The organism is Sinorhizobium sp. B11, assembly GCA_039725955.1.
Classification (GTDB): Bacteria; Pseudomonadota; Alphaproteobacteria; order Rhizobiales; family Rhizobiaceae; genus Rhizobium.
Window position 1 is genome coordinate 1715559 of record CP091034.1, and the last position, 13609, is coordinate 1729167.

At 59.9% G+C, this 13609-nt stretch carries 16 protein-coding genes; 13 read left to right on the plus strand and 3 right to left on the minus strand.

Features of this window, described 5'->3' with window-relative positions; genetic code table 11:
- The first annotated feature begins 198 nt into the window (after nucleotides 1–198).
- The 13 genes from eno (at nucleotide 199) to LVY75_18450 (ending at nucleotide 11486) form a co-directional block, all read left to right on the plus strand.
- On the plus strand, nucleotides 199–1473 hold the full coding sequence (eno, locus tag LVY75_18390) for a phosphopyruvate hydratase (GenBank protein ID XAZ25134.1): 1275 nt from the start codon (nucleotides 199–201) through the stop codon (nucleotides 1471–1473).
- A 145-nt stretch (nucleotides 1474–1618) separates the two neighbouring features.
- Nucleotides 1619–1939, plus strand: coding sequence for a septum formation initiator family protein (locus tag LVY75_18395; GenBank protein XAZ25135.1), 321 nt, complete (start codon nucleotides 1619–1621; stop codon nucleotides 1937–1939).
- 146 nt (nucleotides 1940–2085) lie between these two features.
- Nucleotides 2086–3132 carry a pyruvate dehydrogenase (acetyl-transferring) E1 component subunit alpha gene (gene pdhA / locus LVY75_18400; GenBank protein XAZ25136.1) on the plus strand — a complete coding sequence of 349 codons (1047 nt, stop codon included), beginning with the start codon at nucleotides 2086–2088 and terminating at the stop codon, nucleotides 3130–3132.
- 15 nt (nucleotides 3133–3147) lie between these two features.
- Complete coding sequence (locus tag LVY75_18405; GenBank protein ID XAZ25137.1) at nucleotides 3148–4545, plus strand: pyruvate dehydrogenase complex E1 component subunit beta; 1398 nt, start codon at nucleotides 3148–3150, stop codon at nucleotides 4543–4545.
- Between the two features lie 15 nt (nucleotides 4546–4560).
- Nucleotides 4561–5910 (plus strand): pyruvate dehydrogenase complex dihydrolipoamide acetyltransferase, encoded by a 1350-nt coding sequence (locus LVY75_18410; GenBank protein ID XAZ25138.1) that lies wholly within the window; start codon nucleotides 4561–4563, stop codon nucleotides 5908–5910.
- A gap of 21 nt (nucleotides 5911–5931) precedes the next feature.
- Nucleotides 5932–6573: an SGNH/GDSL hydrolase family protein gene (locus LVY75_18415; protein XAZ25139.1), complete on the plus strand. Its 642-nt coding sequence runs from the start codon at nucleotides 5932–5934 to the stop codon at nucleotides 6571–6573.
- Nucleotides 6574–6575: 2 nt separating this feature from the next.
- Nucleotides 6576–7154 (plus strand): GNAT family N-acetyltransferase, encoded by a 579-nt coding sequence (locus LVY75_18420; GenBank protein ID XAZ25140.1) that lies wholly within the window; start codon nucleotides 6576–6578, stop codon nucleotides 7152–7154.
- A 16-nt stretch (nucleotides 7155–7170) separates the two neighbouring features.
- Complete coding sequence (gene lpdA / locus LVY75_18425; protein ID XAZ25141.1) at nucleotides 7171–8616, plus strand: dihydrolipoyl dehydrogenase; 1446 nt, start codon at nucleotides 7171–7173, stop codon at nucleotides 8614–8616.
- Nucleotides 8617–8694: 78 nt separating this feature from the next.
- Nucleotides 8695–8949: a GlsB/YeaQ/YmgE family stress response membrane protein gene (locus tag LVY75_18430; protein XAZ25142.1), complete on the plus strand. Its 255-nt coding sequence runs from the start codon at nucleotides 8695–8697 to the stop codon at nucleotides 8947–8949.
- Between the two features lie 13 nt (nucleotides 8950–8962).
- Nucleotides 8963–9211: a GlsB/YeaQ/YmgE family stress response membrane protein gene (locus tag LVY75_18435; GenBank protein ID XAZ25143.1), complete on the plus strand. Its 249-nt coding sequence runs from the start codon at nucleotides 8963–8965 to the stop codon at nucleotides 9209–9211.
- A 105-nt stretch (nucleotides 9212–9316) separates the two neighbouring features.
- The gene (lipA, locus tag LVY75_18440) at nucleotides 9317–10288 is read left to right on the plus strand and encodes a lipoyl synthase (GenBank protein XAZ25144.1); all 972 of its coding nucleotides are present in this window, start codon (nucleotides 9317–9319) and stop codon (nucleotides 10286–10288) included.
- Between the two features lie 151 nt (nucleotides 10289–10439).
- The gene (locus LVY75_18445) at nucleotides 10440–11027 is read left to right on the plus strand and encodes an AAA family ATPase (GenBank protein XAZ25145.1); all 588 of its coding nucleotides are present in this window, start codon (nucleotides 10440–10442) and stop codon (nucleotides 11025–11027) included.
- Between the two features lie 9 nt (nucleotides 11028–11036).
- On the plus strand, nucleotides 11037–11486 hold the full coding sequence (locus tag LVY75_18450) for a type II toxin-antitoxin system RatA family toxin (GenBank protein XAZ25146.1): 450 nt from the start codon (nucleotides 11037–11039) through the stop codon (nucleotides 11484–11486).
- 8 nt (nucleotides 11487–11494) lie between these two features.
- Here the strand turns inward: LVY75_18450 and LVY75_18455 are convergent, their stop codons facing one another.
- The 3 genes from LVY75_18455 to LVY75_18465 all read right to left on the minus strand — a co-directional run bounded on the left by LVY75_18455 (nucleotide 11495) and on the right by LVY75_18465 (nucleotide 13590).
- Nucleotides 11495–11800, minus strand: coding sequence for a hypothetical protein (locus LVY75_18455; protein XAZ25147.1), 306 nt, complete (start codon nucleotides 11798–11800; stop codon nucleotides 11495–11497).
- Nucleotides 11801–11878: 78 nt separating this feature from the next.
- Nucleotides 11879–12373: a CinA family protein gene (locus LVY75_18460; protein XAZ25148.1), complete on the minus strand. Its 495-nt coding sequence runs from the start codon at nucleotides 12371–12373 to the stop codon at nucleotides 11879–11881.
- Nucleotides 12370–13590, minus strand: coding sequence for a bifunctional 2-C-methyl-D-erythritol 4-phosphate cytidylyltransferase/2-C-methyl-D-erythritol 2,4-cyclodiphosphate synthase (locus LVY75_18465; protein XAZ25149.1), 1221 nt, complete (start codon nucleotides 13588–13590; stop codon nucleotides 12370–12372). Before LVY75_18465 ends, LVY75_18460 begins: the two co-directional genes overlap by 4 nt.
- Nucleotides 13591–13609: the final 19 nt, after the last annotated feature.

Consider the following 13609-nt stretch of genomic DNA (forward strand, 5'->3'; position numbering starts at 1 on the left):
GGATGGACTGTTTATCATCTTTCGATGGGTGGGATATGCTGACCGGCGACTGCCGTTCCCTTCAAAACCCTGACATGAATGTGCTATAGGCCACGTTTGAAGCGCTGCTGAACGTGCAAAATTGCGGCTTTGTAATTTGTACGCCTTCGATTAAGACGATTTCAAACGATTTATCCACCCACCGAGCAGGAAGAGACCATGACTGCAATTACCGATATCATCGCCCGCGAGATTCTCGATAGCCGTGGTAACCCCACCGTCGAAGTCGACGTCTATCTCGAAGACGGCAGCATGGGCCGTGCAGCTGTTCCCTCGGGTGCTTCGACCGGCGCGCACGAAGCCGTCGAAGTCCGCGATGGCGGCAAGCGTTATCTCGGCAAGGGTGTTGAAAAGGCTGTCGAAGCTGCCAACACCGAAATCTTCGACGCCATCGGCGGCATCGATGCTGAAAACCAGATCCAGATCGACAAGATCATGATCGAACTCGATGGCACGCCAAACAAGTCGCGCCTCGGTGCCAACGCCATCCTCGGCGTTTCGCTCGCTGTCGCCAAGGCTGCAGCGCAGGCTGCCGGCCTGCCGCTCTATCGTTACGTCGGCGGTGCTTCCGCAAGCCTTTTGCCGGTCCCGATGATGAACATCATCAACGGCGGCGCGCATGCCGATAACCCGATCGACTTCCAGGAGTTCATGATCCTGCCGGTCGGCGCAGATTCGATCCGCGAAGCCGTCCGCATGGGTTCGGAAGTTTTCCACACGCTGAAGAAGGAGCTGGCGGCACAGGGCCACAACACCAACGTCGGTGACGAAGGCGGCTTCGCACCGGGCCTCAAGAGCGCTCCGGAAGCCCTCGATTTCATCATGAAGTCGATCGAGAAAGCCGGCTACAAGCCGGGCGACGACATGTGCCTCGGCCTCGATTGCGCCTCGACCGAATTCTTCAAGGACGGCAAGTACGTACTGGAAGGCGAAGGCCGCACGCTCGAGCCAGGCGCCATGGCCGAGTACCTGGCAGAACTCGCTGCCAAGTATCCGATCATCTCCATCGAAGACGGCATGGCTGAAGACGACTGGGAAGGCTGGAAGACTCTGACCGATCTCGCCGGCAAGAAGTGCCAGCTGGTTGGCGATGATTTGTTCGTCACCAACTCGGCTCGCCTGCGCGACGGCATTCGCATGGGCGTCGCCAACTCGATCCTGGTCAAGGTCAACCAGATCGGCTCGCTGACGGAAACGCTCGATGCCGTCAACACGGCGCACAAGGCAGCCTACACCGCCGTCATGTCGCACCGCTCCGGCGAAACCGAGGACTCCACGATCGCCGATCTCGCAGTTGCCACCAACTGCGGCCAGATCAAGACCGGCTCGCTGTCGCGCTCGGATCGCCTTGCCAAGTACAACCAGCTGATCCGCATCGAAGAAGGTCTCGGCCCGCAGGCTCAGTACGCCGGCCGCTCCATCATCCGCGCCTAATACGCGCTTATAAATCAGCCATTTGGAACCCGCGCTCCGGCGCGGGTTTTTTGTTGAGTCTGGCCGGGAATGGCTCAGAGTCAACGAACGGTTAATCTCTGCGCGTTAGATTGAAATGATTGGTAATGCGTTAGAGCATGCGTGTATGTGGACAAAGCATCATAAGAAGAGAAAGACAGGTCGCTTCGTCATTCCGGCCATGACGGTCGCCTTCCTCTCCTATTTCGGTTATCATTGCATTCACGGTGACTATGGTCTGCGTGCGACGGAGGCGTTCGAGCGCCAGCGTGTTGCGCGCGAGAAGGAACTGGCTGTGCTGAAGGCCAAGCGTGAGCATCTGGAGGCGCAGGTTGCGCTCTTGAGTGACGGCTCGCTGGACAAGGATATGCTCGACGAAAAGGCGCGGTATCAGCTCAACATGTCGCGCGCGGACGAGATCGTCATTTACAATCATTACCGCAATTAACCGAATTTAGGTTAATCTGAAATTCCTGTTATTTATCAATAATTTAACGGCGAATATGAGCCATGCAATTATGGCATTGCTGTGGTCGTTTTTCTTCCCTATGGTACGCGCCACCTGAGAACCGATAAACCCATAGGGAGGGTTGAATGGCGTTGCGCAAAACCGCGACCGTTTCCAGCCGCAAAAATAGTGCGAAGTCTGCAGCCAAGGCATCGAATGGCGGCCCTGTCGCCGATTTCGATCGCGATGAAGAGCTGAAGGCCTATCGCGAGATGCTGCTCATCCGCCGTTTCGAAGAAAAGGCGGGCCAGCTTTACGGCATGGGCTTCATCGGTGGTTTCTGTCACCTTTACATCGGCCAGGAAGCTGTCGTCGTCGGTATGCAGATGGCGCAGAAGGAAGGCGATCAGGTCATCACCGCCTATCGCGACCACGGTCATATGCTGGCTACCGGCATGGAAGCCCGGGGCGTCATGGCGGAGCTGACCGGCCGTCGTAACGGCTATTCCCACGGGAAGGGCGGTTCGATGCACATGTTCTCCAAGGAGAAGCATTTCTACGGCGGCCACGGCATAGTCGGTGCCCAGGTTTCGCTCGGAACCGGCCTTGCCTTCGCAAACCGCTATCGCGGCAATGACAGCGTCTCGATCGCCTATTTCGGCGACGGCGCGGCCAATCAGGGCCAGGTCTATGAGAGCTTCAATATGGCTGCTCTCTGGAAGCTGCCGATCATCTATATCGTCGAGAACAACCGCTACGCCATGGGCACCTCGACGGCGCGTGCTACCGCGCAGTCGAACTATTCGCTCCGTGGTTCCGGCTTCGGCATTCCAGGCATTCAGGTCGACGGCATGGATGTTCGCGCCGTCAAGGCTGCTGCCGATGAGGCGCTCGAGCACTGCCGTTCCGGCAAAGGTCCGATCATTCTTGAAATGCTGACCTATCGCTATCGCGGTCACTCCATGTCCGATCCGGCGAAGTATCGTACCAAGGAAGAAGTGCAGAAGATGCGCTCCGAGCAGGACCCGATCGAGCAGGTTCGCCTGCGCGTGATGGAAAAGGGCTGGGCGACCGAAGACGATCTGAAGGCGATCGACAAGGAAGTCCGCGATATCGTTGCCGACAGCGCCGATTTCGCCCAGGCCGATCCGGAGCCGGATGCATCCGAGCTCTATACCGACATTCTGCTCTAATCGGGGAGGGAACCCATGCCTATCGATATCCTCATGCCCGCCCTTTCTCCGACGATGGAAGAAGGCACGCTGTCTAAGTGGCTCAAGCAGGAAGGCGACAAGGTCACTTCAGGTGACGTGATTGCCGAAATCGAAACCGACAAGGCGACGATGGAAGTCGAAGCCGTTGACGAAGGCGTCATCGGCAAGTTGCTGGTTCCGGCCGGCACTGAAAACGTCAAGGTCAATGCCAAGATCGCCGTCCTGTTACAGGATGGCGAATCCGCCGACGCGATTTCCGCAGCCCCGGCTGCCGCTCAGCCGGCTCCAGTTGCCGCCCCTCAGGTCGCGCAGGAAGAGAAGCCGACGAATACTGGTTCGGCTGCCGCTCCAGTTCCGGCTGAACCCAAGGCTTTCGTACCGAACGATCCGGAAATCCCGGCCGGTACCGAAATGGTTTCGATGACGGTGCGTGAAGCGCTTCGCGATGCCATGGCTGAAGAAATGCGCGCTGACGACAGCGTCTTCGTCATGGGCGAGGAAGTTGCCGAATATCAGGGCGCCTACAAGGTGACCCAGGGTCTTCTGCAGGAATTCGGCGCTCGCCGCGTCATCGACACCCCGATCACCGAACACGGCTTTGCCGGCGTCGGCGTCGGTGCTGCCATGGCCGGCCTGAAGCCGATCGTCGAGTTCATGACCTTCAACTTCGCCATGCAGGCGATCGACCAGATCATCAACTCTGCTGCCAAGACGCTCTATATGTCAGGTGGCCAGATGGGCGCTCCGATCGTCTTCCGCGGCCCGAACGGTGCTGCTGCCCGCGTCGGCGCCCAGCACAGCCAGGACTACGCAGCCTGGTACAGCGCGATCCCGGGCCTGAAGGTCGTCATGCCCTATACGGCATCCGACGCCAAGGGTTTGCTGAAGGCTGCCATCCGTGATCCGAACCCGGTCGTCTTCCTCGAAAACGAGATTCTCTACGGCCAGCATTTCGATGTACCGAAGCTCGATAATTTCGTTCTGCCGATCGGCAAGGCCCGCATCCATCGTCCGGGCAAGGATGTCACCGTCGTCTCCTTCGGCATCGGCATGACCTATGCAACGAAGGCGGTCGCCGAACTCGAAAAGATCGGCATCGATGTCGAACTGATCGATCTGCGCACGCTTCGTCCGATGGACCTTCCGACCGTGATCGAATCGGTCAAGAAGACCGGTCGCCTGGTTACCGTCGAGGAAGGTTATCCGCAGAACTCGGTCGGCACGGAAATCGCCACCCGCGTCATGCAGCAGGCCTTCGATTATCTCGATGCGCCGATCCTGACGATCGCCGGCAAGGACGTTCCGATGCCTTACGCTGCCAATCTCGAGAAGCTCGCGCTTCCGAATGTCGGCGAAGTGGTCGATGCGGTGAAAGCCGTTTGCTACAAATAAGGAGAGGGCCTTTCGATGCCGATCAATATCACGATGCCCGCCCTCTCTCCGACCATGGAAGAAGGCAATCTGGCCAAGTGGCTGGTCAAGGAAGGCGATAAGGTCAAGTCCGGCGATGTGATCGCCGAGATTGAAACCGACAAGGCGACGATGGAAGTCGAAGCCGTTGACGAAGGAACGGTCGCCAAGATCGTCGTCGCGGCCGGCACCGAAGGCGTGAAGGTCAATGCCCTGATCGCTGTTCTCGCCGCTGATGGCGAAGATGTCGCCGCTGCTGCAAGCGGCGCCGGCTCTGCCGCTCCGGCACCGAAGGCTGCCGCCGCTCCGGCTCAGGCCGAAACAAAGGCTGAGGCCGCACCTGCTCCGACCCCGGCGGCGCCGGCTGCTGCCCCGGCGCCGGCTGCAGTCTCTTCGAACGGCGCACGCACCTTCTCCTCTCCGCTGGCCCGCCGCCTTGCGAAGGAAGCCGGTATCGATATTTCCGCCGTTGCCGGCACCGGTCCGCATGGCCGTGTCGTCAAGAGTGATATCGAGGCTGCCGCTGCAGGTGGTGGCGCCAAGGCGGCCCCGGCTACTGCTGCAGCTGCCCCGCAGGCTGCTGCTCCGGCCGCTGCCGCTCCGAAGGGCGCTTCGGACGAAGCCGTGCTCAAGCTCTTCGAACAAGGCTCCTACGAGCTCGTACCGCATGACGGCATGCGCAAGACGATCGCCCGCCGTCTCGTTGAATCCAAGCAGACCGTTCCGCACTTCTACGTTTCGGTCGATTGCGAACTCGACGCGCTGATGGCGCTGCGTGCGCAGCTGAATGACGCCGCTCCGCGCAAGGACAGCGCGCCGGCCTACAAGATCTCGGTCAACGACATGGTCATCAAGGCCCTGGCGCTTGCACTGCGCGACGTTCCGGATGCCAACGTCTCCTGGACCGAAAACGCCATGGTCAAGCACAAGCATGCCGATGTCGGCGTCGCTGTCTCGATCCCCGGCGGTCTGATCACCCCGATCGTCCGCAAGGCCGAAGAGAAGACGCTCTCGACCATCTCGAACGAGATGCGCGATCTCGGCAAGCGTGCCAAGGACCGCAAGCTGAAGCCCGAGGAGTATCAGGGCGGCACGACCTCGGTCTCCAACATGGGCATGATGGGCGTGAAGAATTTCGCAGCCGTCATCAACCCGCCGCATGCGACGATCCTCGCAGTCGGCGCGGGCGAGCAGCGTGTCATCGTCAAGAACGGCGAAATGGCGATTGCAACGGTCATGACCGTCACGCTCTCGACTGACCATCGCTGCGTCGATGGTGCTCTCGGCGCCGAGCTGCTTCAGGCTTTCAAGGGCTACATCGAAAATCCGATGGGCATGTTGGTCTAAGCAGGACGCGGGAGGGCGGACATGACGAAGACTGTTCTTTGCTATGGTGACTCGCTGACCTGGGGCTATGATGCCGACACGATCGGTCGTCATGCCTATGAGAACCTCTGGCCGAGCGTGCTTCAGGCTACGCTCGGAAGCGAGGCTCGCGTCATCGCGGAAGGCCTGAACGGCCGCACCACCGCCTTTGACGACCATCTTGCCGATTGCGATCGCAACGGCGCACGCGTTCTGCCGACCATCCTGCAGACGCATGCGCCGCTCGATCTCGTCATCCTGCTGCTCGGCACCAACGACATGAAGCCGGTTGTCGCCGGCTCGGCCTTTGCCGCATGCCAGGGCATCGGCCGTCTGGTGCGGCTGATCCGCAATCATGCCTGGCCCTTCGAATTCGACGGGCCGGAGATCCTGATCGTGGCGCCGCCGGCGATCTGCGAGACGGGCAATGTGCCCTTCGCGGCATCCTTCCCCGGCGGTATCGAGGAATCGGCAAAGCTTCCGACGCTTTACCGTGACCTTGCCGATGAACTCGGCTGTGGCTTCTTCGACGGCAATTCCGTTGCCAGGACCACGCCGCTCGACGGCATTCACCTCGATGCAGAAAATACACGCGCGCTCGGTCGGGGCCTGGAACCCATCGTGCGGGTGATGCTGGGGCTCTGACAGTGGCCGCCTTCCTCGCCCTCCGAGAGGCGTCCCGCCGGGATGCCTCGGAACTGGCGATCCTGGCGGATATCGCGTCTCACGGTTTTGCCTCATGGCTCTGGTTTGCCGATGTTGCCAGCGGCATGAGCGATACGCCGCTCGAGCGGGGCCGGTTGAAGATGAGCGATGAAGCGCTCGGGGGCTGGAAGAACGCCATCATTGGCGAGGCCTATGACGAGATCGCCGGAATGGCGATCGGCTATGAAGTGGATGAAGGCATACGCGATCTCGAAGCCCGGCATCCGGCCTTGGAGCCGATGCTGGCGATGCAGAGATCGGTGATCGGACATTGGTTCATTGGCAGTCTCGCGGTCTATCGCCATATGCGCGGTATCGGCATCGGCAAGAGGCTGCTGGAAGATCAGCTCGCAAGGGCAGATCGGCTGTCGGTCAGCCTGATCACGTCGGATAGTAACGAAGCGGCTCTGTCGCTTTACGGAAGAAACGGATTTTCGGAAGCGGCGCGTATGAATGCCGTGCCGCTCTTCGATAACAGCAAGAAGCACGCATGGGTTTTGATGACCCGCGCGGGAGCGTAACAAAGGCAGGAAAGCAATGGCTCAATCCTACGACGTCATCGTCATCGGTTCCGGTCCGGGCGGCTATATCGCCGCCATCCGCGCCGCACAGCTCGGCCTCAAGGTCGCCTGCGTCGAGCGCGAACATTTGGCTGGTATCTGCTCAAACTGGGGCTGCATCCCGACCAAAGCGCTGCTGCGCTCCGCAGACGTCCTTCATACCGCCCAGCATGGCAAAGACTACGGCCTCGTGCTGGAAGGCACGATCAAGCCCGATATCAAGGCGATCGTCACCCGTTCGCGCGGCATCGCGCATCGCATGAACAACGGCGTCGGCTTCCTGTTCAAGAAGAACAAGGTCGATGTCATCTGGGGTGAAGCCAAGATCACCAAACCCGGCGAGATCGTCGTTTCAAAGACGACGAAGAAGCCGATGGAACCGATGGGTCCGGTGCCGAAGAATGCGCTGGGCGAGGGCACCTACACCGCCAAGCACATCATCGTTGCGACCGGCGCCCGTCCGCGCGCCCTGCCGGGCATCGAGCCGGATGGCAAGCTGATCTGGACCTATTTCGAAGCAATGAAGGCTGACGAACTGCCGAAGTCCCTGCTTGTCATGGGCTCGGGCGCCATCGGCATCGAATTCGCAAGCTTCTATCGCACCATGGGTGTCGACGTTACTGTCGTCGAAATCATGAGCCAGGTCATGCCGGTCGAGGATGCGGAAATCTCCGCGCTCGCCAAGAAGCAGTTCGAACGCCAGGGCATGAAGATCCATCTCGAAGCCAAGGTGGCCAAGGTGGAGAAGGGTGCAAACTCGATCACCGCGACCATCGAGAAGAAGGACGGCACGACCGAGACGATCACCGCCGACCGCATGATCTCGGCCGTCGGCGTGCAGGCCAACGTCGAAGGCATCGGCCTGGAAGCTGTCGGCGTCAAAACCGATCGCGGCTTCATCGTCATCGATGGCTACGGCAAGACCAACGTGCCCGGCATTTACGCAATCGGTGACGTCGCCGGTGCGCCGCTTCTGGCGCATAAGGCAGAGCATGAAGGCGTCATCTGCGTCGAGAAGATCGCCGGCCTGCCGAATGTCCACCCGATGGACAGGCAGAAGATCCCGGGCTGCACCTACTGCAATCCCCAGGTCGCCTCCGTCGGCCTGACGGAAGCCAAGGCCAAGGAGCAGGGCCGCGATGTCAGAGTCGGCCGCTTCCCCTTCAGCGCCAATGGCAAGGCCGTCGCGCTTGGCGAAGACCAGGGTCTGGTCAAGACAATCTTCGACAAGAAGACCGGTGAGCTGCTTGGCGCCCACATGGTCGGTGCCGAAGTCACCGAACTCATCCAGGGCTTCGTTGTCGCCATGAACCTGGAGACGACGGAAGAAGAACTGATGCACACGATCTTCCCGCATCCGACCATTTCGGAGACGATGAAGGAAAGCGTGCTGGATGCTTACGGCCGCGTTCTGAACGCTTGATAATTTCCTGATCTGCCCTTTATCCGGGGATGGAAAATTCCGTCCCCGTCAGGGTGGAAAAAACGAAAGGAAATCATCATGTCTATGGGCACGCAGTCGCTTCTCATCTTTCTGCTGATCGGCCTTGTCGCGGGCTTTCTCGCAAGCCTGGTCGTTGGTGGGGGTGGGTTGATACGGTGCCTGCTCAGCGGCATCATCGGCGCGTTCGTGGGCGGTTTTCTGTTCAATGCGCTGGGTATATCGCTGGGCATTGAAAATGCATTGGTGGTTCAGATCATCCACGCAACAGTCGGCGCCATTGTCGTGGTGCTGATCGCAAGGGCGATAGCGTAGGGCAAGGAATAGGATGGAAGGCGTCGGCTGGATATCGGCAATCATCATCGGCGGACTTGCAGGCTGGCTTGCGGGCAAGCTGATGGAAGCGCGTTATGGCGTCTTGCTGAACATTGTCCTCGGCATCGTCGGCTCGGTCGTCGCTACCGCCATCCTGGCGCAATTCCACATTGAGGTCGCCGGTGGAAGGTTCGGCTATTTCGTAACCGGCTTCATCGGCGCCTGCCTGCTGATATTCTTCGCGCGGCTGGTTCGAAGATAAAGTGCGAAGATCGGGCGCATCTCCTCAGATCGAAAGATTTGAATAAAGGAGCGATGCGCAATATGAGAAGCCGGGCCGCATGGGGCGGCGGAAAGTTGAACTGACATGGTCACCATTCTCGACACGATCAATCCCGACGTAAAGCGCGTGCGGCATCCGGAAAAGGCGCATCGCCCCGATACGGAAGTCCTGCGCAAGCCGGACTGGATTCGTGTGAAGGCGCCGACTTCGAAAGGCTATGCCGAGACCCGTTCGATCGTCAAGGAGCACAAGCTCGTCACCGTCTGCGAAGAGGCAGGCTGCCCGAATATCGGCGAGTGCTGGGACAAGAAGCACGCCACCTTCATGATCATGGGCGAGATCTGTACCCGCGCCTGCGCCTTCTGCAATGTCGCCACCGGCAAGCCGAATGCGCTCGACATGGCCGAGCCTGAAAACGTCGCAAAGGCCGTCAAGCAGATGGGCCTCAGCCATGTCGTCATCACCTCTGTCGACCGTGACGATCTGGAAGACGGTGGCGCCGAGCATTTCGAAAAGGTGATCTGGGCAATCCGTGCCGCATCGCCGCTGACGACGATCGAGATCCTGACGCCAGACTTCCTGAAGAAGCCCGGTGCGCTGGAACGTGTCGTCGCCGCCAAGCCCGATGTCTTCAACCACAATATGGAAACCGTTGCCGGCAACTACCTGACGGTTCGCCCTGGCGCACGCTATTTTCATTCCATCCGCCTGCTGCAGCGCGTGAAGGAACTCGACCCCACCATGTTTACCAAGTCCGGCATCATGGTCGGGCTCGGTGAGGAACGGAACGAGGTTCTTCAGCTCATGGATGACCTGCGCACCGCCGATGTCGATTTCCTGACGATCGGCCAGTATCTGCAGCCGACCCGCAAGCACCACAAGGTCGAAAGCTTCGTGACGCCGGAAGAGTTCAAGTCCTACGAGACGGTCGCCTACACCAAGGGCTTCCTGATGGTCGCTTCCAGTCCGCTGACCCGCTCCTCGCATCATGCCGGCGACGACTTCGCCCGCCTGAAGGCTGCACGCGAGAAGAAGCTGCTGCTGGCTGCGGAATAAGCCCTTACATCTTGACTTGAAGAGGCCGCGGCGATTTTTTGCCGTGGTCTTTCTTTGTGCGCTTCGTTGTCATCTTCAGGTCATGTGAAGCAGCTAGCCAGCACGCCGCTTTCCCGGTTGCCATCGGCAAACGGCTAGGAGGAGTGGAAGCATGCAAGGGCAGGCCGACCAAACGATCAACTATGTCGATGACGTCTTTGCAGCCGCCCGGATCCGTGATGCAAGGCGCATCATGGTGATCGGCTGCTCCGGCGGTGGCAAGTCGACGCTTGCGCAGAAGCTGGCGCGTCGGTTCGAACTCACCTATCTCTCGATCGACCGCGAGATTCTCTGGCTGCCCGGCTGGGTGGAACGCAGCAAGGAAGAGCAGCGCCAGCGGATCGTCGAAAGGATCGCCGGCGAGCGCTGGATCATGGACGGCACCAATACCTCCACCTTCGATATCCGCCTGCCGCGCACCGATATCGTCATCTGGGTGCGCATGCCGCGCCTGCTCTGCGTCTGGGGTGTGGTGACGCGCTGGCTGAAGCATATCGGCCGCACACGTCCGGACATGGCGCCGGGCTGCATAGAAAAGGTGGACTGGAAGTTTCTGGAATTCATCTGGACCTTCGAGACGAGATTTTCGCCGCGGGTGACTGCCGCCATCGCAACTCATGGGCCGCATGTGCCGGTTTTGCAGGTGAAATCCCGCAGCCAAATGCGCGCGCTTCTTGATCTTCTCGGTGTGCCGGCTTAACTGCGCTTCATGCCGCAATTCGAAACGCATCGCCCCGTCCCGCACACGCCCGACCAGATGTTCGACCTCGTGTCCGATGTCGAACGTTATCCGGAATTTCTCCCGCTTTGCGAAGCCCTGTCGGTGAAGAACCGCAAGGAACGCGACGGCAAGTTGCTGCTGATCGCCGATATGACCGTCGGTTACAAGGCGATCCGCGAAACCTTTACCACGCAGGTGCTGCTGAACAGGGCCGAACGCATCATCGATGTCAAATATATCGACGGTCCGTTCCGCTACCTCGACAACCGCTGGCGGTTTGTCGAGGCGGAAGGCGGCGGCTGCACGGTCGATTTCTTCATCGATTATGAGTTCAAGAGCCGTATTCTTGGCGCGCTTATGGGCTCAATGTTCGACAGGGCTTTCCGCATGTTCACGGAAGCCTTCGAAAAGCGGGCAGCGACGATCTACAGCCGGTAGAACCTTGGTCAGCGATCGATGAAATGGTCGAAGATCTGTGTTGCCGGATAGGCAAAGGAACCGCGATCGGTGAAGCTGTAGCGATACAGGCAGCCTCTGAGCGCAGCGTTGTAGAGCAGGCTGGTAGTATCCGGCGATCCGCGATAGCCCAACGCTTCCGGCTGGCAGCGGCTGAGCGCATGGTCGTATTTGCGCAGCAGGACTGGATCGGAATCCACCCGCACACCGCCGTAAACCTGATAGTTGGATGGTGCTTCAGCCGCAGAAACGCAGGCGAGGCTCAAGACGACACCGATGCATGCGAAATATCTCATTTGACTGGTTCCTCAATACGGTTCTTGCCTGGACGCGGCAGAAACTCACGTTACTGCCTTTTGTTGCGTTACTCAAAATCACACAATCTCGATAAGCATTTGAAGTGCCGTGCGGATCGTCGCCAGCCGGACATCCGTGCGGCCGATGTCTCCGTACAGCATCTTACGATGGACAAGCTTACCTGAACGTGATTTCGCCGCAAGATGCACCAGCCCGACCGGCTTTTCCGGCGACCCGCCGCCAGGACCGGCAATACCCGTGACAGCGACCGCCAGGTGGGCGCGGGAGCGGAAGAGGGCGCCATGCACCATTTGCCGGGCCGTCTCCTCCGAAACCGCACCGAAACGGGCAAGCGTTTCCTCCTGTACGCCGAGCATCTGCATCTTGGCCACGTTCGTATAGGTCACGAAGCCACGGTCAACGACAGCGGACGATCCCGAAATTTCCGTGAGCGCGCCGGCAATCAGTCCGCCCGTGCACGATTCCGCTGTCGAGACCATGAGGCCTGCAGCCGTGAAGTCCCGGATGATGTCTTCCGCCATCGACGTGATGTCTGCGGGAAACAGGCTCATCGCTTCGTGCTTCCATAGACGACGGTTGCGGTTGCGATTGCCGCGATGCCTTCGCGGCGGCCGACGAAGCCGATCTTTTCGTTGGTGGTGGCTTTTACCGAGCAGCGCTCGATGTCTATGCCGAGAAATTCCGAGAGATTGGCGCGCATGGCCTCGCGATGTGGTCCGACCTTCGGCGCCTCCGCAATCAGCGAGACATCCGCATTGGTAATCGTGCCGCCGTGCGCGCGCACGATCTTTGCAGCATGCTCGATGAAGATACGGGATGCAGCACCCTTCCATTGCGGATCGGAGGGCGGGAAATGGTCTCCGATATCGCCGGCGCCACAGGTGGCAAGCAGCGCGTCCGTCAGCGCATGCAGCGCCACATCGGCATCCGAATGGCCCTTGAGCTTCTGGTCGTGCGGAATGAAGACGCCGCAGAGCGTCACGCCGTCGCCGGGCTCGAGCTGATGCACGTCATAGCCGTTGCCGGTCCGCACATCGGGAATACGGGCGCCCGAGAGCTTGTCGTCGGCCATGGTGATATCGCTCTTCACTGTCAGCTTCACGTTCGTTGCAGCGCTTTCGACGATGGTCACGGGAATGCCGAACCACTCGGCAATCGAGGCATCGTCGGTGAAATCCGTCTTGCCGCTTTCCGCTGCCTTTTCATGCGCTTCGAGGATCGTGGCAAAATCGAAGGATTGCGGCGTCTGGGCCGCATAGAGCTGATCGCGCGGGATGGTCTTGAGCACGGTTCCGTCGCTGCTGGCCTGCTTCAGCGTGTCGGCAACAGGCACGGCAGGCAGCACGGCTGGCGCGCCGGCCGAAAGCGTATCGGCGATCCGGTCGAGAAGCTGGTGGTCGAAGAAAGGACGCACTGCATCATGGATGAGCACATGGCTGATGCCCTTATCCCTAAGGTGCCGAAGACCTGCCAGCACCGACTGCTGTCGGGTCGCGCCACCGTGAACCGTCTCGATCGGCGTTGCCGAGATGATGTGCCGGGACGCTCTGGCAAAGAGTGCCTCGTCGTCGGGATGGATGACGACGACGATCTGCGTTGCCGGTTCCCATGTCATGAAATTTTCAAGCGTGTGGACGATAACCGGCTTGCCGCCGATCATCCGGTATTGTTTGGGGCCTTCCTCCGACGATCCGGCGCGTTCCCCACGGCCTGCCGCAACGACGACAATCCCAGCCGATATCGGTTGCTTAGTATGCATTTGCAGCATAAATCCCTGAAATATGCGG